The organism is Stenotrophomonas forensis (genome assembly GCF_028752115.1).
Lineage (GTDB): Bacteria > Pseudomonadota > Gammaproteobacteria > Xanthomonadales > Xanthomonadaceae > Stenotrophomonas > Stenotrophomonas forensis.
In genome coordinates this window covers 3,738,634-3,764,764 of the sequence record NZ_CP082270.1, presented here as the reverse complement: position 1 = coordinate 3,764,764, position 26,131 = coordinate 3,738,634, and the positions used below count along the sequence as shown (strand labels likewise).

Annotated in this window: 24 protein-coding genes; 20 read left to right on the top strand and 4 right to left on the bottom strand. The window is 67.2% G+C overall.

Features of this window, described 5'->3' with window-relative positions; all coding sequences use genetic code 11:
• Window positions 1-137: 137 nt before the first annotated feature.
• Entirely contained in the window at window positions 138-1,835 is a 1,698-nt protein-coding gene (gene ybaL, locus K5L94_RS17365; protein ID WP_049456805.1) for a YbaL family putative K(+) efflux transporter, read from the bottom strand.
• 200 nt (window positions 1,836-2,035) lie between these two features.
• Entirely contained in the window at window positions 2,036-4,423 is a 2,388-nt protein-coding gene (locus K5L94_RS17360) for a TonB-dependent receptor plug domain-containing protein (protein ID WP_197586622.1), read from the bottom strand.
• A 336-nt stretch (window positions 4,424-4,759) separates the two neighbouring features.
• Between K5L94_RS17360 and K5L94_RS17355 the strand changes: the two genes are divergently transcribed.
• The gene (locus K5L94_RS17355) at window positions 4,760-6,625 is read left to right on the top strand and encodes an ABC-F family ATP-binding cassette domain-containing protein (RefSeq protein ID WP_053450586.1); all 1,866 of its coding nucleotides are present in this window, start codon (window positions 4,760-4,762) and stop codon (window positions 6,623-6,625) included.
• 75 nt (window positions 6,626-6,700) lie between these two features.
• Here the strand turns inward: K5L94_RS17355 and ampR are convergent, their stop codons facing one another.
• Window positions 6,701-7,567 (bottom strand): LysR family transcriptional regulator AmpR, encoded by an 867-nt coding sequence (ampR, locus tag K5L94_RS17350; RefSeq protein ID WP_053450585.1) that lies wholly within the window; start codon window positions 7,565-7,567, stop codon window positions 6,701-6,703.
• 175 nt (window positions 7,568-7,742) lie between these two features.
• On the opposite strand from ampR, the gene blaL2 reads away from it, so the two are divergent.
• From blaL2 to K5L94_RS17335, 3 genes are all read left to right on the top strand, one after another.
• Window positions 7,743-8,654: a L2 family extended-spectrum class A beta-lactamase gene (gene blaL2 / locus K5L94_RS17345; protein WP_274510947.1), complete on the top strand. Its 912-nt coding sequence runs from the start codon at window positions 7,743-7,745 to the stop codon at window positions 8,652-8,654.
• Between the two features lie 86 nt (window positions 8,655-8,740).
• On the top strand, window positions 8,741-9,955 hold the full coding sequence (locus K5L94_RS17340; protein ID WP_274510946.1) for a cation:proton antiporter: 1,215 nt from the start codon (window positions 8,741-8,743) through the stop codon (window positions 9,953-9,955).
• A gap of 52 nt (window positions 9,956-10,007) precedes the next feature.
• Window positions 10,008-10,649 (top strand): hypothetical protein, encoded by a 642-nt coding sequence (locus tag K5L94_RS17335; RefSeq protein ID WP_180879157.1) that lies wholly within the window; start codon window positions 10,008-10,010, stop codon window positions 10,647-10,649.
• 111 nt (window positions 10,650-10,760) lie between these two features.
• Here the strand turns inward: K5L94_RS17335 and K5L94_RS17330 are convergent, their stop codons facing one another.
• On the bottom strand, window positions 10,761-11,498 hold the full coding sequence (locus K5L94_RS17330; RefSeq protein WP_053450581.1) for a DUF3011 domain-containing protein: 738 nt from the start codon (window positions 11,496-11,498) through the stop codon (window positions 10,761-10,763).
• 158 nt (window positions 11,499-11,656) lie between these two features.
• Here K5L94_RS17330 and aspS point away from each other — a divergent pair, with 158 nt between their 5' ends.
• The 16 genes from aspS (at window position 11,657) to ybgF (ending at window position 26,111) form a co-directional block, all read left to right on the top strand.
• A complete protein-coding gene (aspS, locus tag K5L94_RS17325) occupies window positions 11,657-13,408 on the top strand; it encodes an aspartate--tRNA ligase (RefSeq protein ID WP_274510944.1) in 1,752 nt (583 codons plus the stop codon).
• A gap of 16 nt (window positions 13,409-13,424) precedes the next feature.
• Complete coding sequence (locus K5L94_RS17320; protein ID WP_006438575.1) at window positions 13,425-13,748, top strand: hypothetical protein; 324 nt, start codon at window positions 13,425-13,427, stop codon at window positions 13,746-13,748.
• Between the two features lie 31 nt (window positions 13,749-13,779).
• Complete coding sequence (locus tag K5L94_RS17315) at window positions 13,780-14,301, top strand: GNAT family N-acetyltransferase (protein WP_274510943.1); 522 nt, start codon at window positions 13,780-13,782, stop codon at window positions 14,299-14,301.
• Between the two features lie 75 nt (window positions 14,302-14,376).
• Entirely contained in the window at window positions 14,377-15,009 is a 633-nt protein-coding gene (locus K5L94_RS17310) for an esterase/lipase family protein (RefSeq protein ID WP_053450578.1), read from the top strand.
• 182 nt (window positions 15,010-15,191) lie between these two features.
• Window positions 15,192-15,923: a YebC/PmpR family DNA-binding transcriptional regulator gene (locus tag K5L94_RS17305; RefSeq protein ID WP_053450577.1), complete on the top strand. Its 732-nt coding sequence runs from the start codon at window positions 15,192-15,194 to the stop codon at window positions 15,921-15,923.
• 104 nt (window positions 15,924-16,027) lie between these two features.
• Window positions 16,028-16,549, top strand: a complete 522-nt coding sequence (gene ruvC, locus K5L94_RS17300) for a crossover junction endodeoxyribonuclease RuvC (RefSeq protein WP_008268142.1) — start codon at window positions 16,028-16,030, stop codon at window positions 16,547-16,549.
• Between the two features lie 13 nt (window positions 16,550-16,562).
• The gene (gene ruvA / locus K5L94_RS17295) at window positions 16,563-17,156 is read left to right on the top strand and encodes a Holliday junction branch migration protein RuvA (RefSeq protein WP_005410756.1); all 594 of its coding nucleotides are present in this window, start codon (window positions 16,563-16,565) and stop codon (window positions 17,154-17,156) included.
• Between the two features lie 49 nt (window positions 17,157-17,205).
• A complete protein-coding gene (locus K5L94_RS17290; protein WP_006438676.1) occupies window positions 17,206-19,125 on the top strand; it encodes a potassium transporter Kup in 1,920 nt (639 codons plus the stop codon).
• A gap of 324 nt (window positions 19,126-19,449) precedes the next feature.
• On the top strand, window positions 19,450-20,490 hold the full coding sequence (gene ruvB, locus K5L94_RS17285) for a Holliday junction branch migration DNA helicase RuvB (protein WP_008264609.1): 1,041 nt from the start codon (window positions 19,450-19,452) through the stop codon (window positions 20,488-20,490).
• On the top strand, window positions 20,480-20,911 hold the full coding sequence (gene ybgC, locus K5L94_RS17280; RefSeq protein WP_006438800.1) for a tol-pal system-associated acyl-CoA thioesterase: 432 nt from the start codon (window positions 20,480-20,482) through the stop codon (window positions 20,909-20,911). The genes ruvB and ybgC overlap by 11 nt, the downstream gene beginning before the upstream one ends.
• Before the next feature lie 10 nt (window positions 20,912-20,921).
• Window positions 20,922-21,701 carry a protein TolQ gene (tolQ, locus tag K5L94_RS17275; RefSeq protein ID WP_006438802.1) on the top strand — a complete coding sequence of 260 codons (780 nt, stop codon included), beginning with the start codon at window positions 20,922-20,924 and terminating at the stop codon, window positions 21,699-21,701.
• A 24-nt stretch (window positions 21,702-21,725) separates the two neighbouring features.
• Window positions 21,726-22,154 (top strand): protein TolR, encoded by a 429-nt coding sequence (tolR, locus tag K5L94_RS17270; protein ID WP_006438804.1) that lies wholly within the window; start codon window positions 21,726-21,728, stop codon window positions 22,152-22,154.
• Window positions 22,144-23,196 (top strand): cell envelope integrity protein TolA, encoded by a 1,053-nt coding sequence (tolA, locus tag K5L94_RS17265; RefSeq protein WP_053450576.1) that lies wholly within the window; start codon window positions 22,144-22,146, stop codon window positions 23,194-23,196. The genes tolR and tolA overlap by 11 nt, the downstream gene beginning before the upstream one ends.
• A gap of 190 nt (window positions 23,197-23,386) precedes the next feature.
• Window positions 23,387-24,706 (top strand): Tol-Pal system beta propeller repeat protein TolB, encoded by a 1,320-nt coding sequence (gene tolB / locus K5L94_RS17260; protein WP_006438808.1) that lies wholly within the window; start codon window positions 23,387-23,389, stop codon window positions 24,704-24,706.
• A 64-nt stretch (window positions 24,707-24,770) separates the two neighbouring features.
• Complete coding sequence (gene pal, locus K5L94_RS17255) at window positions 24,771-25,289, top strand: peptidoglycan-associated lipoprotein Pal (protein ID WP_005410748.1); 519 nt, start codon at window positions 24,771-24,773, stop codon at window positions 25,287-25,289.
• Between the two features lie 3 nt (window positions 25,290-25,292).
• Entirely contained in the window at window positions 25,293-26,111 is an 819-nt protein-coding gene (gene ybgF, locus K5L94_RS17250) for a tol-pal system protein YbgF (RefSeq protein ID WP_053450574.1), read from the top strand.
• The last annotated feature ends 20 nt before the right edge of the window (window positions 26,112-26,131 follow it).

Genomic DNA, 26,131 nt, shown 5'->3' with positions numbered 1-26,131 from the left:
CCAAGGTCGACACCCACCAACAGCAACCGGACCCACCCCGCCATCCCACGGAATGTCAGCTTCTGCTTTTGTCGTTGCCGTTGCTGTTGCCGTTGCTTCGGCAGGTGCAGGGCTGCAAGCCCTGCACACGCTGCCCCTCACACCACCGGAATACTGTGCTGCCCCAGGTTCCGGTACGGCGGCGTCGACATGATCATCTCCGCCAGCGAATAGGCCAGCTCGCGCTCGGCCATCACCGTGCCATCGGCACCGTGTTCCAGCAGATGCTTCACCTCGGCATCGCTGTGCGCACGCGCCAGCAGGGTCAGGTCCGGATTGATCGCGCGCAGCTTGGCCAGCGCCTCGCCGGCTTCCAGCGGCTGCGGAATCGCCAACACCGCGATCTTCGCGCGCTCCGGGTGGGCCTCGGCCAGCACCCGGTCGGCGGCGGCGCTGCCACGGATCGCCGCCAGGCCCTTGGCGTGGGCCTGCTCGACGTGCTCCTTGTTGTCATCGATCACCAGCACCGGCACGCCACGGTCACGCAGCACCTGCGCCAGTTCGCTGCCGACCCGGCCGTAACCGATCACGATGGCGTGGTCATGCAGGTCCCGGGACGGGCCAGTGGCTTCTTCCGGCTCGGGCGGCTGTGGCAACTGCTCCTGCTTGGCCTGCCAGCGGTCGAGCAGGCCGAACACCAGCGGGTTGAGCATGATCGAGACCAGCGCACCGGCCAGTACCAGCGACTGGCCTTCCTTCGGCAGAATCTGCAGGGCCACGCCGAGGCCGGCGATGATGAAGGCGAATTCGCCGATCTGCGCCAGGCTGGCCGAGATGGTCAGCGCGGTGCTGGTCGGGTGGCCGAAGGCGCGCACGATGAAGAATGCCGCCGCTGACTTGCCGAACATGATGATCAGCACCGTGGCCAGTACCTGCCACGGGTGTTGGATGAGGATGTTCGGGTCGAACAGCATGCCGACCGAGACGAAGAACAGCACCGCGAACGCATCACGCAGCGGCAGCGAATCATGCGCGGCCTTGTGGCTCAGTTCCGATTCGTTGAGCAGCATGCCGGCGAAGAACGCGCCCAGCGCGAACGAAACGCCGAACAGCATCGCCGAGCCGAACGCCACGCCCAGCGCGATCGCCAGCACCGACAACGTGAACAGTTCGCGCGAACCGGTGCCGGCAATGCGTTCCAGGATCCACGGAATGACCCGGCGGCCGACCACCAGCATCACCGCCACGAACAGGCCCAGCTGCACGAAGGTCCAGCCGATGTCGGCCAGCACGCTGCCCAGCGAGTGCGATTCCTTGGCCGCGTCGGGGCCGAACACACCGGCCATCACCGGCATCATCACCAGCGCCAGCACACAGGCCAGGTCTTCCACGATCAGCCAGCCGACCGCGATCTTGCCGCGCATGGTTTCCAGCAGGCGGCGTTCCTCCATGGCCCGAAGCAGCACCACGGTACTGGCGGTGGCCAGCGAGAATCCGAAGATGACGCCGTGGATGGCGGGCCAGCCCATCAGCGAGGCCACGCCCCAGCCGAGCAGGGTGGCCACCGCGATCTGGCCGATGGCGCCGGGAATGGCGATGGCCTTGACCGCCATCAGGTCCTTCAGCGAGAAGTGCAGGCCAACGCCGAACATCAGCAGCATCACGCCCAGTTCGGCCAGCTGGTTGGCCAGCGCCTGGTCGGCGACGAAGCCGGGGGTGAACGGGCCTACACAGATGCCAGCAACCAGATAACCGACCAGCGGAGACAAGCGCAGCTTGTTGGCCAGCGCGCCGAAAATGAAGGCGAGCCCCAGGCCAACGGCCACGATGTTGATCAGGTCGGTGTCATGGTGCATCGGCTCTCGCAGAAATCGGGGGGATGTCCCGATTTTCACCGATGAGGCCAGATACGGCAAACCCGCCGGTCACACGCCGTGGCCGGCGGGTTTGCCCATGCATTTCTCCTCTACCCCCGCCTTCGGCGCGCCCCTTCAACACGAAGGGGCTTTGCTCCAGATATGGCGAGGGGTTGCCGGCCAGCGGCCGGCACTACCGCTTACCAGGTGTACTTGATGCGGCCGTAGACATACGCGCCGTTGAAGCCGAACGGCGAGTAGTTGCTGTAGGGCAGCATGCCGAAGGTGGAGTTCTGCAGGTCTTCGGTGCGGTCCGGGTACTTGTCCAGCAGGTTGTCCGCGCCCACGGTCAGGGTCCAGTTGCTGCTCGGCTTGTAGCTGGCCGAGGCATCCACCACCCAGGCGTCGCCGTAGGTCTGGTCGCGCAGCGCGGTGGCCGAGTTGCGCACGGTGAATTTGCCGTAGCGGGTGGCGGCCAGGCCCAGTTCCCAGTGGTCCGAACGCCAGGTGCCGCTCAGGATCGCCTTGTCGCGCGGGTAGCTGTCTTCGATGCGGCCGATTTCATCGCGGCCGATCAGCGACTGGGTCAGGCCCAGCGTGCCGAATACTGCCGGGGTGCCGCCGACGCGACGCACTTCGGTGTCGTTGTAGCTGTAGGCCGCGGTCAGTTCCAGGCTGCTGGCTGCGAAGGGCACGGTGTAGCTGGACACGAAGTCGACACCCCGGGTGCGCGTATCCAGGCCGTTGGTGAAGTACGAGAACGCGGTCACCTGCGGCAGGCCGAGGCTGGTCAGCAGCGCGCTGCTGGCGGCATTGGTGGTGATGCTGGACGACAGCGCGATGCGGTCATCGATGTCGATCTGGTACGCGTCGACGGTGATGTACAGGCGGTCGACCGGCTGCAGCACCAGGCCCAGGCTGTAGGAGGTGGAGGTCTCGGCCTTCAGCGGCGAGGCGCCCAGTGCCTGCGCAGCCGCGCTGGTGGTCGGGAAGGTGCCGCGTTCGACGAACACGCCGTTGGTGAACTGGCTGGTGACTGCCTGGTAGCCCTGCTGCGCCAGCGACGGTGCACGGAAGCCGCTGGAGGCGGTTGCCCGCAGCGCGACCTTGTCGGTGAACGCATAGCGCGCCGACAGCTTGCCGGAGAAACGGTCGCCGAAGTCCGAGTAGTCCTCGTAGCGGCCGGTGATGCCGGCCGAGAACTTCTCGGTCAGGTCCGCTTCCAGGCCGGCGTAGACCGCGTAGTTGTGGCGGTCGGCATGCACCTCGTTGGTCGGGGTGAAGCCGCCGAAGCCCTGCGCGCCACTGCCGGTGTACGAGTTCAGCTCACCGGGGTTCTGGTCCCACTTCTCCTTGCGATACTCACCGCCGAAGGACAGCGTGACCGGATAGGCCAGGCCCCAGTCCAGCGACTTGGTCAGGTCGGCGTTGAAGATGTCCTGCTGGTACTTCAGCGTGCCGTCGTAGAACGAGCGCGGGCTGGTCGCACCCAGGCTGTAGTTGATGCTGTTGCGGGTGTGGAAGTCCAGGGTGTTCTCGCCATGGTTCAGGCTCAGGTCCCAGGTCCAGCCGTTGTCGGTGTTGCCCTTGACCCCGGCCACCAGCGAGCGGTCCTTGGAGTACTGGTTGATTTCCGGCACGAAGCCGTCCGGGTAGGTCTGCGCCAGCAGCGCGCTCTGCCCGTTGTGGTTGCGCGAGCGGTAGAACGCGAACGAGGTGATGTCGCGGTTGCTCAGCAGCGCGCTGGCGTAGCCGGTCACGTGGTCGCTGAAGTCGAAGCTGGCGTTGGCCGAGGCGGCGGTGGCATCCACGCGCGGGTCGCCGACGATGAAGGTGGTCTGGCCGATGCTGGGGAAATTTCCGGTGTTCGGCGTGGTGCCCTGGTACGGCCCGGCGCGATTGCTCTCGTCCTGCTGGCTGATCTGGCCGGCCACGTGCACGCGGCCACGGCCATTGCCGAACTCGACGCCGGTGTCGCCGGACAGCTGGTACTTGTTGCCGTCACCGGCCGAGTACTGGCCGTAGTCCACCGCCAGGCTGCCGCCGCGGCCGCTGCCCTTGAGCACGATGTTGATGACGCCGGCGATGGCATCCGAGCCGTACTGCGCCGAAGCGCCGTCACGCAGCACTTCCACGCGCTCGATGGCGGCGATCGGGATCGCGTTGATGTCCACCGCCGACGAACCACGGCCGATGCTGCCGTTGACGTTGATCATCGCCGAGGTATGGCGGCGCTTGCCGTTGACCAGCACCAGCACCTGGTCCGGCGACAGGCCGCGCAGCTGCGCCGGGCGCACGCCGCTGGTGCCGTCGGTCAGGGCCGGGCGCGGGAAGTTCAACGAGGGCAGGGCGCGCGACAGCGCGGTGGCCAGTTCACCGGTGCCGGTGGACTGCAGGATTTCCGGGGTGATGATGTCGATCGGCGACTGTGATTCGGCGACCGTGCGATCGGCCACGCGGGTGCCGGTGACGATCACCGTGTCCAGGGTGTTGGCGGCGGTGCCGGCCTGCTGGGCAGCGGCGACGAACGGAGAGCCACCGAGTGCGACAGCGACGGCGGCGGCGATCAGGCTGGTCTTGCGGGTCATCGGGATGGGGCTCCGGTTGGCGGGGGTGGCACCGGAATCGACATCACGGGGGTGAGGCGGACGGCGGTTGTTGCGGTGCGCAAGGCAGGAATTAACGGGATATTCAGTGGCTGTCAAATGCCGGTCATCGAAAAAAACGTTGCAGCAGCAACCATTTAGCTCGCGCAGGCACAGGCGGGGAGGGGAGCCCGGGAGGCGCGCGGCGAGGACGTGGGAGAGAGGAACGTCGGCCGCCGCGCATCCCGGGACGCGTCAAGTATTCGTTAACGCTAGAATTGCGTCGCAGGAACAGTGCTCACCAGCACATTCCATCCGGTTATATGGACCCCTCCCCCGATGATTTCCCTTCGTAATTTCGCCTTGCGCCGCGGCGAGCGGCTGCTGTTGTCCAATGTCGACCTGACCCTGCACGCCGGTTACCGGGTGGGTGTGGTCGGCCGCAACGGTGCTGGCAAGTCCAGCCTGTTCGCGGCGGTGAAGGGCGAGCTGGAGGCGGACAAGGGCGACGTCGACCTGCCCGGCAAGGTGCGCATCGCCAGCGTGGCCCAGGAAACCCCGTCGCTGCCCGATCCGGCGCTGAGCTTCGTGCTGGGCGGCGATATCGAGGTGGCCGCGGTGCTGGCCGCCGAAGCCGACGCCACCGCCCGCGAGGACTGGGAAGCGGTCGCTGAGGCGCATACGAAGATGGCCGAGCTCAACGCCTACGACGCCGAAGCGCGCGCCGGCAAGCTGCTGCACGGCCTCGGCTTCCCGGCCGAGACCCACCACCGCGCGGTGTCCTCGTTCTCCGGCGGCTGGCGCGTGCGCCTGAACCTGGCCCGCGCGCTGATGATGCCCAGCGACCTGCTGCTGCTGGACGAACCGACCAACCATCTGGATCTGGACGCGGTGTACTGGCTGGAACAGTGGCTGCTGAAGTACCCGGGTACGCTGCTGCTGATCTCGCATGACCGCGAGTTCCTCGACAACGTGGCCACCCACACCCTGCACCTGCACGGTGGCGGCGCCAAGCTCTACCCGGGCGGCTACACCGATTTCGAGCGCCAGCGCGCCGAACAGTTGCGCCAGCAGCAGATCGCGCACGAGAAGGAACAGGCCGAACGCGCCCACCTGCAGAGCTTCATCGACCGCTTCAAGGCGCAGGCCAGCAAGGCCGCGCAGGCACAGAGCCGCATGAAGCGCCTGGCCAAGCTGGCCGGTACCGAAGCGGTGCGTGCCGAGCGCGAGTTCCGCATCGAGTTCGCGCCTCCGGCCAAGCTGCCGTTCTCGCTGATCCGCCTGAATCACGTCGAGGCCGGCTATGGCAAGGACGCGGTGATCCTGCACAATGTTGGCTTCGGCCTGGAAGCAGGCCAGCGCATCGGCCTGCTTGGCCCGAACGGCGCCGGCAAGACCACGCTGGTGAAGACCCTGGTAGGCGAACTGGCACCGATCGTCGGCGAGCGCATGGCGCACCCGGACCTGAAGATCGGCTACTTCGCCCAGCACACGGTGGAGTCGCTGCACGAAGGCCAGTCGCCGATGGAGCACTTCCGCGAGATCGCGCCGGATGCACCGAACCAGTCGTTCCGCGACTTCCTCGGCAAGTGGAACTTCCCCGGCGACCGCGCGTTCGAGCCGGTCGATGGCTTCTCCGGTGGCGAGCGCGCGCGCCTGGCACTGGCACTGATCGCCTGGCAGCAGCCGAACGTGCTGCTGCTGGACGAACCGACCAACCACCTTGACCTGGAAATGCGCGAAGCGCTGGCCGAAGCACTGGCGACCTTCGAGGGCGCGATCGTGATGGTCTCGCATGACCGCCACCTGATCGGCCTGGTCTGCGATACCTATTGGCGCGTGGCCGATGGCGTGGTCGAGCCGTTCGACGGCGACCTCGATGCGTATGCCGCGTGGCTGCGCACCCGCCCGCAGGCGCAGGGCACCAAGGCACGCATGGAGCAGGTGGAAGAGCCGGTGGTGGTCAAGACCGCACCGGTGGCGCAGGTGGTGCAGAAGAAGCCGGTGAACCCGCACAAGCTGGCCGCTGCCGAAGCCAAGGTGGCCGAACTGGAAGGTGCGCTGGCCGAACTGGACCGCCAGCTGGCCGACCCGGCCAACTACGCCGATGCCACGCGCATGGCGGTGATTGGTCGTGACCGCGAATCCGCAGCGGCGCAGCTGGAAAAGGCCGAAGCGGCGTGGATGGAGCTGCTGGAGTCGTAAATCCGCAAAAAAGGGGACGGAGGGGATTAAGTCGTTTGTGCCACAAACGACTTAATCCCCTCCGTCCCCTTTTTGTTATGCGCCCTGCGCCTGCAACCATTCGCGGAAGCGCCTGGCCGGCTCACGCTCGGCACGCGAGCGCAGTCGGGTCAGCCAGTAGCGGCCCAGCTCCAGCGTGGTGGCGAACGGCTGCAGCAGCCGGCCTTCGGCCAGTTCCTGCTCGAACATGCGCAGCGGCAGCAGGGCCACGCCCGCGCCCCCGGCGGCAGCCATCGCCACGGTCAGTGACGAATCGAACACCGGCCCGCGCGCTTCCACGCCACTGACCCCGGCCGCCTGCAGCCAGCGCGGCCACTCGTCGCTGCGGTAAGAGCGCAGCAACGGCAGCGTGGCGAGGTCGCGCGGTTGCTTCAGCCGTCGTGCCAGGGCAGGCGCACACAGCGGCGCGAAGGGTGCATCGATAATCGCCGTGCAGGCCTGGCCCTGCCAGTCGCCATCGCCGAAGCGGATCGCCAGGTCCAGGCCTTCGCCGGCCAGGTCGATGCGGTTGTTGTGGGTCTGCAGGCGCAGCTCGATGTCCGGATGCGCAGCCTCGAATGCGGCCAGCCGTGGCAGCAGCCAGCCGGTGGCGAAGGTGCCGACCACGCCCAACGTCAGCACCTCACGCGCGGGTCCGCCGGTGTAGCGCGCAATGCTGGCCGAGATGCGTTCGAAGGATTCGTTGAGCACCGGATACAGCGCCGCGCCCTCGTCGGTCAGCGCGACACCACGCGGCAGGCGATGAAACAGGCGGATGCCGAGCCGATCCTCCAGGCCACGGATCTGATGGCTCAGCGCCGCCTGGCTGACGCACAGCTCCAGTGCGGCACGGGTGAAGTTCTGGTGGCGGGCGGCGGCTTCGAAGGCGCGCAGCGCATTCAGCGGCAGGGTGGGGTGCAGCATTGCGAAGTCGTGAGCTGGAGTGATGGCTGATCCTAACGCCTCACCGGCTTATTCCGTAAAATTAATGAGTTGAATGAAGTTGGCATGAATTCATCTCATGCCAGGCGCTGATTTTTTGCGTTGGTCGCACCTCTGCGTGGCGTCAATAATCGTGTGGTCCCCAGGAGAACTCCGCATGCTCGCCCGCCGCCGATTCCTGCAGTTCAGTGGTATTGCCGTTGCTTCCTCGCTTGCCCTGCCGTTGCTGGCACGTGCGGCAGGAGCGCCGACCCGCGTCGCCCCGACCGAGGCTGCGATCACCGCGGCCACCGATTTCGCCGCACTTGAGAAGGCCTGTGCCGGCCGCCTTGGCGTGAGCCTGCTCGATACTGCCAGCGGGCGCCGCGTCGGCCATCGCCAGGACGAGCGCTTCCCGATGTGCAGCACCTTCAAGAGCATGCTGGCCGCCACCGTGCTCAGCCAGGCCGGGCGCGCGCCCGCGCTGCTCGACCGGCGCGTGCCGGTACGCGACGCCGACCTGCTTTCGCATGCGCCGGTCACCCGCCGCCACGCAGGTAAGGACATGACGGTGCGCGATCTGTGCCGTGCCACGATCATCACCAGCGACAACACCGCCGCCAACCTGCTGTTCGGCGTAGTGGGCGGGCCACCTGCGGTCACCGCCTTCCTGCGCGCCAGTGGCGATACGGTCAGCCGCAGCGATCGGCTGGAGCCGGAATTGAACAGCTTCGCCGAAGGCGATCCGCGCGACACCACCACGCCCGCGGCGATGGCCGCGACGTTGCAGCGGGTGGTGCTGGGCGAGGTGCTGCAGCCGGCTTCGCGGCAGCAGCTGGCCGATTGGCTGATCGACAACGAAACCGGCGACGAATGCCTGCGCGCGGGCCTTGGCAAGCGCTGGCGGGTGGGCGACAAGACCGGCAGCAATGGCGAGGACGCGCGCAATGACATCGCCGTGCTGTGGCCGGTGGCGGGCGGCGCGCCCTGGGTGCTCACCGCCTATCTGCAGGCCGGTGCGATCAGCTACGAACAGCGGGCCATGGTGCTGGCACAGGTCGGGCGGATCGCCGATCGGCTGATCGGTTGAGGTAACCGGGATCATTCGAAAATGGCTTGCCGGATCGGTCCGGCACGCGCATCCTGCGCGCGTTCGAACCCCCACGGAAGACCCTGATGAGCCATGAGTTGATCTACCTGCTGCTGATCTTCGCGCTGCTGGTGATCCCCCGCGCGCTGCAGCGATTCAGCCTGCCGGCGCCGCTGACCTGCCTGCTGTTCGGCATCATCGGCATGCTGTGGCTGGGTGACCAGGCGCACGATGCGGTGATCGGCCTGCTGGCCACGCTGGGCATTTCCTCGCTGTTCCTGTTTGCCGGCCTGGAAGTGGATCTGCAGGCGCTGCGCCGTGGCATGTGGCCGCTGCTGGCGCACCTGGTGATCCGCACCGGCACGCTGTTCGGCGTGGGCTGGCTGGCTTGGCGCTACGCGGGGCTGCCGTGGCAGGCCGCGGGCCTGCTGGCGCTGGCGCTGCTGACGCCCTCCACCGGCTTCATCATGGATTCGCTGTCGCGGCTGGGCCTGAGCGAAGACGAACGTTTCTGGGTGACCAGCAAGGCCATTGCCGGCGAACTGCTGGCGCTGGCGGCGTTGTTCATCGTGCTGCAGGCCGGGGATCCGGGCCATATGGCGCTGTCCAGCCTGGCCCTGCTGGCAATGATGATCGGCCTGCCGCTGCTGTTCATCGCGCTGGGACGCTGGGTGGCACCGCACGCGCCAGGCTCGGAGTTCTCGCTGCTGGTGATGGTCGGCATGGTCGCGGCCTATATCACCTATCTGCTGGGCGTGTACTACCTGGTGGGCGCGTTCATCGCCGGCCTGGTCGCGCGCCTGCTGCACCAGCGGATGCCGCTGCTGGCCTCGCACGAGAACCTGCACGCGCTGCGCCTGTTCGCCTCGTTCTTCGTGCCGTTCTATTTCTTCAACGCCGGCACCAAGGTGCCCAGCGAAGCGCTCAGCTTCGAGGCGCTGGGGCTGGGCATCGTGATCACCCTGGTGGTGTTGCCGCTGCGCATCGGCGTGGTCTGGCTGCAGCGGCGGGTGATGTTCGGCGAGAGTTTCCGCAGCAGCCTGCGCGTCTCGCTGGCGCTGGCGCCGACCCTGATCTTCACCCTGGTGCTGGCGGCGATCATGCGCGAGCGCTTCCAGATTCCGGCGGTGCTGTTCGGCGCGCTGCTGCTGTACGCGGCACTGACCACGCTGCTGCCGTCGCTGGTGTTCCGCACGCCGTTCGATGTCGATCCGGTGGAACAGGAGCCGGCAGGCGAGGGCGAGGCCTCGCCGGTGGCAGCCACCGAGACGCTGCCGGAGGCGCAGCCCGCGCCACGCTGAGCGGGCACCTGCACGGTTTGCGCCCATCGGCGCAGGTCGTTAGGGTTGGGGCATGAAACTGCCTGCCGTTATTACCGCTTCCGCCCTCCTGCTCGGCCTCGCGGCCTGTTCGCAGCGCTCCGATACGGTCGCCCATGATCTGGCGACCGCACCGGCCGATGCCTTCATGGCGGCCATTGCCGCGCACTGCGGCCAGGCCTACGCCGGCAAGGTGGTGGAGGACACGCCGGCACCTGCCGGCAAGGACCCGTTCGCGGGCCAGCGCCTGGTCATGCACGTGCGTGGCTGTGCCGACCCGGCGCACGAGCTGCGCATCCCGTTCCATGTCGGCGATGACCATTCGCGCACCTGGGTGCTGACCCGTACGCCGAACGGCCTGCGCCTGAAGCACGATCATCGCCACCAGGACGGCAGCCCGGATGCGATCACCCTGTACGGCGGCGACAGCACGCCGCCGGGAACCGCCGAGCGCCAGCAGTTCCCGGCCGATGCCGATTCAGTGGCGATGTTCCGTCGGGCCGACATGCTGGCCTCGACGTTCAATACCTGGGCGATGGAGATCGACCCCGACCAGGCGTTCGTCTACGAACTGACCCGTCCCGACGGGCGCCGTTTCCGCGTGCAGTTCGACCTGAGCAAGCCGGTCGACCTGCCGCCAGCGCCGTGGGGTGACGACAAACTGCCCGCGCCGTGATCCCGGGGGCGGATTTCTGAAAGATCCCGGGTAGATCCGCGCCATGCGCGGATGCGGGATGCCGGGCCGGGGCCAGAGCCCTGGCCATCGGCCAGGGATCCGACCCCATGCTCAGCGCGTACCAAAGCGCGCGCGGCAGCCGTTGCTCACCCACACCTGCCCGCGCGCATAGCCCCAGCTGCGGCCTTCCTGGCAGGCACTGCCGGACAGCTGCTGCTGCAGCACCGGCCGGCCCTGGCGGTCATCCCAGTCGCAGGTCTGCGAGCGGTTGTTGTTGCTGCTGCAGGTGACCGAGTAGTTGCTGTTGCCACCGCCCCAGCCGCCGCCGCCCCAGCCGCGGGCTTCGGCGAATTCGGCGCGGCAGCCGTTGCTGACCCAGACCGCGCCATTGCGCACGCCCCAGGTGCGGCCCTCGTCGCAGGGGCTGCCGGACAGCTGGCGCACCAGGCGGGCATTGCGCCAGCCGACCGGGCAGCTGCGCTCGCGGTTGTTCTGGCTTTCGCAGCGGATGGTGTCGCCCGGGCGGCCGTTGTTGCCGCCCCAGCCACCGCCGTTGCCGCCGCCCCAGCCGCCACGGGACTCGACGAATTCGGCGCGGCAGCCGCTGGTGACCCAGATGCTGCCGTTGCGGCTGCCCCAGGTGCGGCCTTCCTCGCACGGGCTGCCGGACAACTGGCGGACCAGCTGCGCGTTGCGCCAGCCGGTGTTGCAGACCCGTTCGCGGTTGCTCTGGCTTTCGCAGCGGATCACCCCGTTCTGCGCAGTGGCGGAAGGGACGGGCAGGGCGAGGGTGCCCAGGGCACCCAGGCTGAGGGTCACGGCCAGGCTGGCCAGGGACAGCGGTTTCATGGCGGCATCCCATACGGTGGCAGGTGCCCGACTATAGGGAGGGGGGCGATCAAGCCGGTGTGACTGGCCGGATTTGCCCCGGCCGGGGCCTCGGCCGCAGAATACGAGGCTTTCCGGCCCCCATCCGGTGCCGGCGTTCTCCAGCGGAGCTTCCCCCCATGCGTACCCACTTCTGCGGCCTGGTCGACGAGACCCTGATTGGCCAGACTGTCACCCTCGCCGGCTGGACCGACGTGGCCCGTAACCAGGGCGGCGTCTGCTTCATCGATCTTCGAGATCATGAAGGCATCGTGCAGGTGACGGTGGAGGTGGACAACGCCGAAGTGTTCGCCGTGGCCGCGTCGCTGGGCTACGAGGACGTGCTGCAGGTGGAAGGCGTGGTGCGTGCCCGCCATGCAGTGAATGACAAGATGCGCACCGGCAAGGTGGAAGTGATCGCCACTGCCATCACCGTGCTGAACAAGGCCGCGCCGCTGCCGTTCCACGCCCACGAGAACCCGGGCGAGGAAACCCGCCTGAAGTACCGCTACCTGGACCTGCGCCGTCCGGAAATGCAGCGCATGCAGCGCACCCGCATCAAGCTGGTGCAGGCACTGCGCCGCCACCTAGACGAAAAGGGCTTCCAGGACATCGAGACCCCGATCCTGACCAAGGCCACCCCGGAAGGCGCGCGCGACTTCCTGGTGCCGGCGCGCATGCACCCGGGCGAGTTCTACGCCCTGCCGCAGAGCCCGCAGCTGTTCAAGCAGATCCTGATGGTGGCCGGCTTCGACCGCTACTACCAGATCGCGCGCTGCTTCCGCGACGAGGCCCTGCGTGCCGACCGCCAGCTGGAATTCACCCAGCTGGACATGGAGTTCGCCTTCGTCCGCGAACGCGACGTGCAGGACTTCGTCGAGAACATGATCCGCGCCATCTTCAAGGAAGTGGTCGAGGTCGAACTGGACGCCAGCTTCCCGCGCATGACCTGGGCCGAAGCCATGCGCCGCTACGGCTCGGACAAGCCGGACCTGCGCATCGCGCTGGAACTGGTCGATGTGGCCGAACTGGTCAAGGACAGCGAGTTCCCGGTGTTCACCGGCCCGGCCAATGATGCCGAAGGCCGCGTCGCCGCGCTGCGCATCCCGGGCGGCGCCTCGCTGTCGCGCAAGCAGATCGACGAGTACGCCGCGCACGCCGCCAAGTACGGGGCCAAGGGCCTGGCCTACATCAAGATCGCCGACAACGGCGAAGTCAGCTCGCCGATCCAGAAGTTCTTCAGCGAGGCATCCTTCGCTGCCCTGGTCGCCCACGTCGGCGCCGGCAACGGCGACATCGTGTTCTTCGGCGCCGGTGGCTACAACAAGGTCTCCGACTTCATGGGCGCGCTGCGCCTGAAGGCCGGCAAGGACTTCGGCCTGGTCGCCGACGGCTGGGCACCGCTGTGGGTCACCGACTTCCCGATGTTCGAGTGGGACGAGGAAGAACAGCGTTACGTCGCCCTGCATCACCCCTTCACCGCACCGGCCGTGGACGACATCGCCGACCTGCGCGCCAACGCCCGTGCCGCCGTCTCGCGCGGCTACGACATGGTGCTCAACGGCAATGAAATCGGCGGCGGTTCGATCCGTATCCACCGTCCGGATATGCAGAGCGCAGTGTTCGAACTGCTCGGCATCGGCGCCGAAGAAGCCCGCGCCAAGTTCGGCTTCCTGCTCGACGCGCTGAACTACGGCGCGCCGCCGCACGGTGGCATCGCCTTCGGCATCGACCGCATCGCCGCGCTGATGGCCGGCACCGAGTCGATCCGCGACGTGATCCCGTTTCCGAAGACCACCGGTGCACAGGATCTGATGACCGACGCGCCGTCGCCGATCGTCGACGCGCAGCTGGCCGAAGTGCACATCCAGGTTCGCCCCAAGACCAACTGATCAGGAGATCCAGGCAATGACCGAGTTTGCGTTTTCGCTGGAGTGGGAAAAGCTGGGCAATGAAGGCTCCGAGGCCAACCTGGTCACCGAGCGTGCGCGCGTGTTCGGTGGTTGGCTGGTCCGCGTCGGTACCAACCCGGCGGCGATGGCCCTGACCTTCGTCGCCGACGGCGAAGGCCGTTGGGATGGTGAAGACTTCGGCGTCGAGGATTACGAGGACGACGAAGAGGAAGAGTACGACGAGGACGAGGAAGGCGAGGAAGAAGAGGACGAGGACGAAGAGGAATACGAGGAAGAGGACGAGGAAGACGAAGCCGCGGAAGCGCCGGAAAAGGCTTGACCCGCGCTTCGCCCTGACGTCAACTTCCTGCATGTATTCCATCCGCCGCGCCACCGTGGACGACGCGCCGACCCTGTCGGCGCTGGCCGCCCGCACGTTCACCGAAACCTTCGGCCATCTGTACCCGCCGCAGGACCTGCAGGCCTTCCTCGACGAGGCCTATGCGGTCGAACGCCAGCGCGTGATCCTGGCCCACCCGGATTACGCGGTGTGGCTGCTGGAGCTGGACGGGGAGGCGGTCGGCCATGCCGCCGCCGGCCCCTGTGGGCTGCCGCACCCGGAGGTGAAGCCCGGGGATGGCGAGCTCAAGCGCCTGTACCTGATCAAGACCCAGCAGAGCTGTGGCTGGGGCAGCCGCCTGTTGGAAACCGCGCTGGCCTGGCTGGAACACGATGGCCCACGCACGCTGTGGCTGGGCGTGTGGTCGGAAAACTTCGGCGCGCAGCGCTTTTATGCCCGCTACGGTTTCGAGAAGGCTGGCGAGTACCTGTTCCCGGTCGGCGATACCCACGATCTCGAATTCATCCTGCGTCGCGCACCGCGCGTGGCCTGACGTTCACCGTCGCTTGCTGCGCGCGCGTGTTCAATTGCAGTACGTTCCTGCCCCGCTGACCGCCAGGCTGTTTGCATGACTCCCCCCGTATTGCTGCTGCATGGCATCTGGAATGCCCGTGCCTGGGTCGGGCCGCTGGCCTGGCGCCTGCGCGCGCGTGGTTTCCAGGTGCACGCCTTCGGTTATTCCTCGGTGTTCGGTGGCCCCGACGTGGCCGTGCCGCAGCTGTTGGAGCGCCTGACCGACGCCGGGCCGTTGTCGCTGGTCGGCCACAGCCTGGGTGGGTTGCTGGCGCTGGAGGCCCTGCGCCGCCAGCCGCAGCTGGATGTTCAGCGCGTGGTCTGCCTGGGCTCGCCGCTGCGTGGCAGCGGCACCGCGCGGTCGCTGTCCGACCATGGCTGGGGCCTGGCGCTGGGGCGCAGCAGCGAGCTGCTGCTGGATGGCCTGCCGGACTGGCAGGGCAAGGCCGAGGTCGGGCTGATCGCCGGCTCGGTGCCGCATGGGCTGGGCAGCCTGCTGGGCGCGATGGACGACGCCTCCGATGGCACGGTGGCGCTGGCCGAGACCCGCCTGCCGGGTCTTTCCGACCATTGCGTGGTGCGCACCAGCCACAGCGGCCTGGTGGTATCGCCCGATGCCGCACGGCAGACCGCGTATTTCCTGCGCCACGGCCAGTTCGACCACAGCCGCGACGCCGCTGCCGCATGATTGAGTGGGTGCGAACCGTTGGTTCGCACGCTCTTCGGCCTGCTTTGGTGGGTGCGAACCGTTGGTTCGCACGCTCTCCGCCGGGCATGACCTGCCGGCATCCCTCCGCCCTAGACACGGTTGCAGCGCGCGATCAGGTAGAATCCGCGCCTTGATCCTGAAGCAGCCAGACGGTAGCACCCATGGGTAGAGGCCCCTCCATCGAAGCCCGCAAGAACGCGTCCGACGCGAAGCGCGGCAAGATTTTCACCAAGATCATCCGCGAGATCGGCGTGGCCGCGCGCGGCGGTGGAGGCGACCCCAACAACAACCCGCGCCTGCGCGTGGCGATGGACAAGGGCCTGGCCGTGAACATGTCCAAGGACGTGATCGAACGCGCCATCAAGAAGGCCACCGGTGAGCTGGAAGGCGTCGACTACGAGGAAATCCGCTATGAGGGCTATGCCCCGGGCGGCGTGGCCGTCATCGTGGACTGCTTGACCGACAACCGCGTGCGTACCGTGGCCGATGTCCGCCATGCGTTCAGCAAGTGCGGCGGCAACATGGGCACCGAAGGCTCGGTGGCATTCATGTTCAAGCGCCTGGGCGTCATCAGCTTCGCCCCGGGCGCCGACGAGGACGCCATCACCGAAGCCGCCATTGAGGCCGGCGCCGATGACATCGTGGTCTACCCGGACGACGGCTCGATCGACGTGGTCACCAGTCCTGACGCGTTCAACGCGGTCAAGGACGCGATGACCGCCGCCGGTCATGTCGCCGGCCACGCCGAGATCACCTTCCGCGCGGACAACGACATCAAGGTCGAGGGCGAGGTCGCCCTGCAGGTCAAGAAGCTGCTGGACATGCTCGAAGACCTGGACGACGTGCAGGACGTGTACTCCAACGCCGAACTCGGCGCCGACGCCTACGCCTGAGCCGTCCCGACGGCCTGGGCGCGGGCCGTTGAACGGTCACCGCGGACAGACATGAGCCCATACGCCTGCCAGCGCTTCCCGTTCCGTCCCGCCAGGAGTGCGGCATGACCCGCATCCTCGGCATCGACCCCGGTTCGCAGCGGACCGGGGTCGGCATCATCGATGTCGACGCCGCCGGCCGCGTCAGCCACGTGCACCACCAGCCGCTGGTGCTGCTGGGCGCCGACGACTTCCCGCAGCGCATGAAGCTGCTGGTGCTGGGCCTGGCCGACCTGTGCCGGGAATACCAGCCCAACGAAGTGGCCATCGAAAAGGTCTTCATGGCCCGCAACCCCGATTCGGCGCTGAAGCTGGGCCAGGCCCGTGGCGCGGCGATTTCCGCCGTGGTACTGCGTGACCTGCCGGTGCACGAATATGCTGCCAGCGAGATCAAGCTGGCGGTGGTCGGCCGCGGTGGCGCCGAAAAGCAACAGGTTCAACACATGGTCGGGCTCATGCTCAACCTGAAAACCAAGCTGCAGGCCGACGCGGCCGACGCGTTGGCGGTGGCGATCACCCATGCCCACGTAAGGGCAACGGCCAACCGCCTGGGGCTCAGCGCCCGCCAGGCGTGGGGCCGCAAATGAGGAGCTGCACGCAATGATCGGTCGACTGCGCGGCATCGTCGCCTACAAGGCGCCGCCGTGGCTGGTGGTGGACGTGAACGGGGTGGGCTACGAGCTGGAGGCGCCGATGAGCACCTTCTACGACCTGCCCGAGCTCGGCCGCGAGGTCACCCTGTATACCCATTATTCGCAGAAGGAAGACAGCGTCTCGCTGTACGGCTTCCTGCGCGAGGGCGAGCGGCGCCTGTTCCGCGACGTGCAGAAGGTCAGTGGCATCGGCGCGAAGATCGCGCTGGCCGTGCTGTCCGGGGTGACCGTCGAGGAGTTCGCGCGCATGGTCCAGGCCGGTGACATCACCGCGTTGACCCGCATTCCGGGCATCGGCAAGAAGACCGCCGAGCGCATGGTGCTGGAACTGCGCGACCGCGCTGCCCAGTTCGGCGCGGGCGGGGCATTGCCCACCGGCAGTGGCCCGGCCCCGGCCGACCCGCTGTCCGACGCCACCGTGGCGCTGCAGCAGCTGGGCTACAAGCCGGCCGAAGCGGCGCGCATGGCGCGTGACGCCTTCAACGAGGGCGACGAAGTGGCCACCGTGATCCGCAAGGCGCTGCAGTCGGCACTGCGCTGAGCCGTCCTTCTTTTCCCCAACGAACCGCCTGAGCCCCGCCAGGAGTCCCATGTCCAGCAGTCAAACCCCGCACGCAGCCGCCCCCGGTGGCCACGGTCACGCCCCTCCCGCGGGAGGCATGGCGCTGATCATCGGTGCGATCGGCGTGGTCTTCGGCGATATCGGTACCAGCCCGCTGTACACCCTGAAGGAGGCGTTCTCGCCGCACTACGGGCTCAACAGCGACCATGACACCGTGCTGGGCGTGCTGTCGCTGGCGTTCTGGGCGCTGAACATCGTGGTCACGCTGAAGTACGTGACCATCATCATGCGCGCCGACAACGACGGCGAAGGCGGCATCATGGCGCTGATGGCGTTGACCCAGCGCACATTGCGCAACGGGTCGCGCTCGGCCTATGTGGTCGGCATCCTCGGCATTTTCGGCGCCTCGCTGTTCTTCGGCGACGGTGTGATCACCCCGGCGATCTCGGTGCTGGGTGCGGTTGAAGGCCTGGAGGTGGCCGCGCCCGGACTGCATGCCTTCATCGTGCCGATCACGGTGGTGGTACTGCTGATGGTGTTCGCCGCGCAGCGCTTCGGCACCGAGAAGATCGGCAAGGCGTTCGGCCCGATCACCTCGGTCTGGTTCATTTCGCTGGCCGCGATCGGCATCTACAACATCGTAGACGCGCCGGAAGTGCTCAAGGCCTTCAACCCGTGGTGGGCGATCCGCTTCTTCATGGAGCACAGCTGGCACGGCATCTTCATCCTGGGCGCGGTGGTGCTGGCGGTGACCGGTGGCGAGGCGCTGTACGCCGACATGGGCCACTTCGGCGCCAAGCCCATTCGCCACGCCTGGTATTTCTTCGTGCTGCCGTGCCTGGTGCTGAACTACCTGGGGCAGGGCGCACTGGTGCTCAACCACCCCGAGGCGCTGAAGAACCCGTTCTTCGAGGCGGTGCCGCCGTGGGCGCTGTACCCGATGATCATCCTGGCCACGATGGCGGCGGTGATCGCCTCGCAGTCGGTCATCACCGGTGCGTTCTCGGTCTCGCGCCAGGCCATGCAGCTGGGTTACATCCCGCGCATGCGCATCAAGCACACCTCGCACGACACCATCGGCCAGATCTACATCCCGGGCATCAACTGGGGCATCGCGGTGATGGTGATCGGCCTGGTGCTGGCCTTCCGCAGCTCGTCGAACCTGGCCGTGGCCTACGGCATCTCGGTATCGGCCACCATGCTGATCGATACCCTGCTGTTGGCGCTGGTGGCGCGTTCGCTGTGGCCGAAGGCGCGCAACTGGATCCTGCCGCTGTGCGTGGTGTTCTTCATCATCGACCTCGGCTTCGTCATCGCCAACGGCGCCAAGCTGCTGCAGGGCGCCTGGTTCCCGGTGGTGCTGGGCATCTTCCTGTTCACCATGATGCGCACCTGGCGCCGTGGCCGCGAGCTGCTGCGCGATGAAATACGCAAGGACGGCATCCGCCTGGATACCTTCCTGCCCGGCCTGATGCTGGCGCCGCCGGTGCGCGTGCCGGGCACCGCGGTGTTCCTCACCGCCGACCCGACCGTGGCTCCGCACGCGCTGATGCACAACCTCAAGCACAACAAGGTGCTGCACGAGCGCAACGTGTTCCTGCACGTGGAAACCCTGCCGATCCCGTATGCGATGGAAGGGCAGCGGCTGAAGATCGAATCGGTGGGCGATGAGTTCTACCGGGTCTACGTGCGCTTCGGCTTCATGGAGACCCCGGACGTGCCGCTGGCGCTGATGCGCTCGTGCGACCACGGTGGCATCTACTTCGACCCGATGGACACCACCTTCTTCGCCAGCCGCGAGACCATCGTCGCCACCGCCAACCGCGGCATGCCGATCTGGCGCGACAAGCTGTTCGCGCTGATGCATCGCAACGCCGCGCCGGCGACGGGGTTCTTCCGGATTCCGGGCAACAGATTGGTGGAACTGGGCGCCCAGGTGGAGATCTAGGGCCGCTTCCTTCCTCGATACCGCCATGCTTCCATCCACGCATGGCGTGGATCTACCGTGTCGACCAAGGTCGACACCCACCAAGAGCAGCCATGTCATTCCGACAGATCGCAGGAATCTGTCGAAGGCGGGGTGGGTCCGGTTGCGGGGGTGTGAGCGGCATGGATGCCGCGACCAAGCCCCCATGGATGGGTTTACGGCGTCCCCCGCAACCGGACCCACCCCGCCATCCCGCAGGAAACCGGCTTTTGAAGTTGACGTTGCCGTTAGCGGGTGCCGGGCGCAGCCCGGCCGAAACCCGTACTTTTGCCGCATAATCAGCACATGACCGACGACCGCATCATCGGCGCCGGCGCCACCCGCGAGGATGACGCCGCCGACGCCAGCATCCGCCCCAAGCGGCTAGCCGACTACCTCGGCCAGGTGCCGGTGCGCGAGCAGATGGAAATCTACATCCAGGCGGCCAAGGGTCGTGGCGACGCGCTGGACCACGTGCTGATCTTCGGGCCGCCCGGCCTGGGCAAGACTACCCTCAGCCACGTCATCGCCAACGAGCTGGGCGTGGCCCTGCGGGTCACCTCCGGCCCGGTGATCGAGAAGGCCGGTGACCTGGCCGCGCTGCTGACCAACCTGCAGCCGCACGATGTGCTGTTCATCGACGAGATCCATCGCCTGTCGCCGGTGGTGGAAGAAGTGCTGTACCCGGCCATGGAAGATTTCCAGATCGACATCATGATCGGCGAGGGCCCTGCGGCCCGTTCGATCAAGATCGACCTGCCGCCGTTCACCCTGATTGGCGCCACCACCCGCGCCGGCCTGCTGACCGCGCCGCTGCGCGACCGCTTCGGCATCGTCCAGCGCCTGGAGTTCTACAGCGTCGAAGAACTGACCCGGATCGTGCGCCGCTCGGCCAGCATCCTCGGCATCGATTGCACCGCCGATGGCGCTGGCGAGATCGCGCGCCGCGCGCGTGGCACGCCGCGTATCGCCAATCGCCTGCTGCGCCGCGTGCGCGACTATGCCCAGGTCAAGGCCGGCGGCCACATCGACGAGGCTGTCGCGCAGGCCGCGATGCAGATGCTGAAGGTCGATCCGGAGGGCTTCGACGAGCTCGATCGGCGGCTGCTGAAGACCATGGTCGATTACTTCGATGGTGGCCCTGTGGGCATCGAATCGCTGGCGGCGGCGCTGTCCGAGGAACGTGGCACGCTGGAAGACGTGGTCGAGCCGTACCTGATCCAGCAGGGCTTCCTGGTGCGCACCGCGCGCGGCCGCATGGCCACCCACAAGGCTTACCGGCACATGGGCCTGAAGCCGAAGAACCCGCCGCAGGACCTGTTCGCGGAGGTTCCCGATGTCGGTTGAGCCGCGATTCAGTTGGCCGACACGCATTTACTGGGAAGATACGGACGCTGGCGGGGTGGTCTACCACGCCCGCTACGTGGCCTTCATGGAACGGGCCCGGACCGAATGGATGCGTGCGCTGGGCTACGGCCAGGAGCGCATGCGCGCCGAGCACGGCATGGTCTTCGCGGTGCGCTCGATGCAGATGGATTTCATCAGGCCGGCACGGCTGGATGACACCCTGCAGGTGAGCGCCACGCTGGTCCAGCTGAAGAAGGCCAGCATGGTCTTCGACCAGCAGATCCTGCGCGATGGCGAGCTGCTGCTGTCGGCCCAGGTCCGCATTGCCGCACTGGAAGCGGCCAGTTTCCGCCCGCGCGGCATGGACGAATCCGTCCTTGCGGTGCTGCAACCCCACCTCCACCCCGAATCCGAACACTGAGGAACAACGGATGATCGCAACGCTCCTGGCCCTGCAGGCCACGGTCACCGAGGCACTGCCGGCCGACGTCAGCAACGCCGCGACACAGACCCTTGCCCAGGCCACCACCGGCGGCGGCATCAACTACCTCGAACTGATGGCCAAGGCCAGCCTGCCGGTGAAGATCATCGTGCTGCTGCTGCTGGTAGGCTCGTTCGTCAGCTGGGTGATCATTTTCCGCAAGGCCCGCGTGTTCAAGCAGGCCACCCGCGAAGCCGACGAGTTCGAGAACCGCTTCTGGTCCGGCGCCGACCTGGGCAAGCTGTACAGCTCGGCCACCGATCGCAGCCGCAACGTCGGCGGCCTGGAGGCGATCTTCGAAGCCGGTTTCCGCGAGTACACCCGCCTGCGCGACAAACGCCGGCTGGACGGCCGTGCGCAGCTGGAAGGCGCGCAGCGTGCCATGCGCACCACCTACACCCGCGAAGTGGACCAGCTCGAGCGCAACCTGGAACTGCTGGCCAACATCGGCTCGACCGCCCCGTACGTGGGCCTGGTCGGTACCGTGTTCGGCATCATGGTGACCATGCACGACATGATCAGCAGTGGCGCGCAGGCCGGCATCGCCGCCGTTGCGCCGGGCATCTCCGAAGCGCTCTTTGCCACCGCCATCGGCCTGTTCGTGGCGATTCCGGCGGTGTGGGCCTACAACCGCTTCACCACCCGCGTGGAGCGCATGTCGGTGCGGTTCGAGACCTTCGCCGAAGAGTTCAGCTCCATCCTGCAGCGCCAGAGCGCTGGCGACGAGTAAGCGCCTGACCCGGGAGTCCAAGCCATGTCCGCTGCCATCGGTCGCCGCAAGCGCCGCAAGCTGAAATCGGAAATCAACGTCGTTCCCTACATCGACGTCATGCTGGTGCTGCTGATCATCTTCATGGTCACCGCGCCGCTGCTCACCCTGAGCTTCGACGTCGACCTGCCGCAGTCCAACGCCAAGGCGCTGGAAAGCAAGCAGGACCCGGTGATCGTCTCGGTGCGCCAGGACGGCCAGCTCAGCCTGAAGCTGCCCGACGCCAAGGAACCGGCCGCGGTGTCGGCCGAGGAACTGGAAGGCCGCCTGGCCGGCATCGCCGCCCAGGACAAGGGCGTGCGCGTGATCGTCGCCGCTGACCGTGCCGTGGCCTATGAAAAGGTCATCGCCGCGATGGATGTGATCAAGCGCGCCAAGGTAGACAAGGTAGGCCTGGCCACCGATGCACGCTGACGCCCTGCCACCTCCGCATCAGCGCGAACCCGGCTGGGGCCTGCCCCTGGCGCTGGCGGTGCTGGTGCATCTGCTGGTCGCGCTGATCTTCATCGGCGCCTGGCTGTGGTCGCCCGAGCGCAACACCGATGCCGCTGCCGGCGACCCGTCGGTCGAGGCCAGCCTGGCGCTGTCCGCGTCCGAAGCGTCCGCCGCGCGCCAGGCGCTGCGCCAGTCGGAGAAGCTGGAAGACCTGCCGCCGCCGGTCGCCGAACCGATCCCGGTGCCGGAAGACACCGTGCCGCCCCCGCAGCCGATTCCCGAGCCGCGCCCGCAGGACGCGCCGACACCGCAGCAGCAACAGGCGCAGGAGCGTGTCGCGCAGCCGGATACCAAGGACCAGGAAGCAGCCAACGCGCTGGCCATCTCGCAGGAGAAGGCCAAGCAGGAGCAGGAAGCCAAGCGCCGCCAGGAGCAGATCGACCTGACCGAACGCAAGCGCCAGGAAGAAGCGGAGCAGAAGCTGCGCCTGGCCAAGCAGCAGGAAGAAGACGCCAAGAAGAAGCTGGCCGACCAGGCGCGTCAGGCTGCGGACAAGGCCGAGGCCGAGAAGCAGAAGAAGATCGCCGAGATCCGTGCGAAGCGTGAGCAGGCCGAGAAGGAAGCCAAGCTGGCCGAGCAGAAACTGCGCCAGGTGGCTGCCGCGCGCAATGCCGCCGGTACGGCCGCTGCCGGTGCCAGTGGTGCGTCCCAGCCGGCGGCCGGTGGCGGTGGCAACAGCGATGACCTGACCGCCAAGTACGCTGCGGCCATCCAGGCCAAGGTGCGCGACACCTGGACGCGTCCGGACAGCGTGCCCCTGGGGCAGAAGTGCCAGGTGACGATCACCCAGATTCCGGGTGGCCAGGTGCTGCAGGCCAAGGTTGGCGCCAACTGCCCCTATGACGAGGCCGGCAAGCGCTCGATCGAGGCCGCCGTGCTCAATGCCCAGCCGCTGCCGTACCGGGGCTTCGAGTCGGTGTTCAACCGCACGCTCAACCTGACCTTCACTGCGCAGGATTGATCGAGCGGGGCAGGGCGGCCGTCCGGTCGCCGCTGGCCCCGGCCACCGTCAAGGTGGCCGCGACGTTAACGGTGCGTGAGAGCACGGGCTGGAACTGACCCGGAATTCACGTACCCTTGGTTCATGATTGCGAAGCGGTTCACTTCCGCTTTGCTATCCCTCGTTCCGGTTTCCCCCTATTGAGCGCTCCATGAAAAAGATGCCTCGCTGGCTTGCCGTGTTTGCGGCCCTGTTGCTGCCTTTCGCTGCCGTCGCGCAGCAGAAGGGGCTGGATATCGACATCATCGGCGGCAATGCCTCCGCGCTGCCGATCACCATCGTGCCGATGCCCTACCAGGGTTCGGCGGCTGCGCCGCAGACCGACGTCGCCGGCGTGGTCCGCGCCGACCTCGAGCGCTCCGGCCAGTTCCGCACGCTGCCGGAAGCGCAGATCGTCGAAAAGCCGGTCCGCGGCGGTGACATCCAGTTCGCCACCTGGCGCGCGCTGAAGCAGAACTACATCGTGGTCGGCCGCGTGCTCGACGCCGGTGCCGGCGCCTACCGCGTCGAGTACGAACTGTTCGACGTGCCCAAGGGCGAGCGCCTGCTGGGCCTGGCGATGACCGCGCGCGGCAATGCCATGCGCGACGTCGCCCACCAGATGGCCGATGCCATCTACGAGAAGATCACCGGTGTGCGCGGCGCCTTCTGGACCCGCATCGCCTACGTGACCGCCAGCGGCAAGGGCGACGCCATGCGCTACGCGCTGATGGTGGCCGACTCCGATGGCTACAACCCGCAGACCATCGTGCGTTCGGCCGAGCCGCTGCTGTCGCCGTCGTGGAGCCCGGATGGCGGCAAGCTGGCCTACGTCAGCTTCGAGCGTGGCAACTCGGCGATCTACATCCAGAACATCGCCACCGGCGCACGCGAGCTGGTCACCAGCTTCCGCGGCATCAACAGCGCCCCGGCGTTCTCGCCGGACGGCCGCAAGCTGGCCCTGACCCTGTCGCGTTCGGGTAATCCGGAAATCTACGTGATGGACCTGGGCAGCAAGCAGCTGACCCAGCTGACCAACCACTTCGCCATCGACACCGAGCCGACCTGGGCACCGGACGGCAGCGCGGTGTACTTCACCTCCGACCGCGGCGGCCGTCCGCAGGTCTACAAGGTCGGTGCGGGCGGCGGCAGCGCCGAGCGCGTGACCTTCCAGGGCAACTACAACGCCAAGCCCACCGTGTCCTACGATGGCAAGAAGATTGCCGTCGCCCAGGGCTCGGGCAACAGCTACAAGATCGCGATGATGGACAGCTCGCTGGGTTCGCCCCGCTGGAGCACGCTGTCCCCGGGTTCGCTGGATGAATCTCCGAGCTTTGCGCCCAACGCAAGCATGGTGTTGTACGCCGCCCGCGAAGGTGGCCGTGGTGTGTTGTATGCCGTTTCGGCCGATGCGCGGGTTCGCCAGCGCCTGGTTCTGGCCGATGGTGATGTGCGCGAACCGGCATGGTCCCCATACCGTACCCAGCGCTAAAAGAGTGTTAATATTTTCGCTGTCTTGAACCCCTCATCGGCCTAGGAGCCACAAAGGTATCGCCATGAACAAGTCCACCCGCGTTCTGCTTGTTTCCCTGCTGTCTGTGGCCGTCCTGGCCGGTTGCTCGAAGAAGGTGAAGGAAGAGCCGGCAGCCCCGGTTGACACCGGCACCTCGACCACCACCCCGACCGGCCCGTCGACCTCCGGCCTGTACGGCCCGGGCGACCTGGACACCGACGCTTGCCTGCGCCAGCGCGTTGTCTACTTCGACCTGGACAAGGAAGACGTGAAGCCGGAATTCCAGGCCATCATGGCGTGCCACGCCAAGTACCTGCGTGACCGTCCGTCCTCGCGCATCACCCTGCAGGGCCACACCGACGAGCGCGGTTCGCGCGCGTACAACCAGGCCCTGGGCGAGCGTCGTGGCAACGGCGTCAACTCGGCCCTGCAGGCCAACGGTGGCTCGGCTTCGCAGCTGACCGTCGTGTCCTACGGTGAAGAGCGTCCGGTCTGCACCGAGTCGAACGAGTCCTGCTGGTCGCAGAACCGTCGCGTCGAAATCGTCTACACCGCGCAGTAATCCATGCGCATTGGCATCAAACTGATGCTGGTCGTTGCGGCAGCCCTCGTGGCTGCCGCACCGGCGCATGCACAGCGACAGAGTCTGGCCGACCGTGTCGGCGCGCTCGAGCAGCAGATGTACAACAACAGTGCCAACCAGGACCTGTTGAACCAGATCAATCAGCTGCGGCAGCAGGTCACCAGCCTGCAGGCCTCGATCGAGCAGTTGCAGCACGACAACGCCCAGCTCAAGCAGTCCGCCCAGGACCAGTACCTGGACCTGGACAGCCGCCTGAACCGGTTGGAAGGGGGCAACGCCGCCCCAGCCCTGCCGCCTGTTCCGGCGACTGCGCCGAAGGCCACTCCGGCCCCGGCAACCCCCGCAGCGGCGGCCACTTCCGAGCGGCCGCCTTCGGTCCATGGTGATGCCGGCAGCCTGGCCGCCACCGGCGACGAGCGCACCTCGTACAACGTGGCCTTCGAATCGCTGAAGGCCGGCAAGTACGACGATTCGGCGCAGCTGTTCCTGAGCTTCCTGCAGCTGTACCCGAACGGCGTCTATGCGCCGAACGCGCTGTACTGGCTGGGCGAGAGCTATTACGCGACCCGTAATTTCCCGATGGCCGAGACCCAGTTCCGTGAACTGCTCTCGCGCTATCCGACCCACGACAAGGCCGCTGGCGGCCTGCTCAAGGTCGGCCTCTCGCAGTATGGCGAGGGCAAGGTCGACCAGGCCCAGCAGACGCTGGAGACCGTCGTGGCGCAATACCCCGGCTCGGACGCCGCGCGCACCGCGCAGGACCGCCTGCAGTCGATCCGGCTGGGCAAGCAGATCCGCTGATCCGGCGTACAATACGTTCC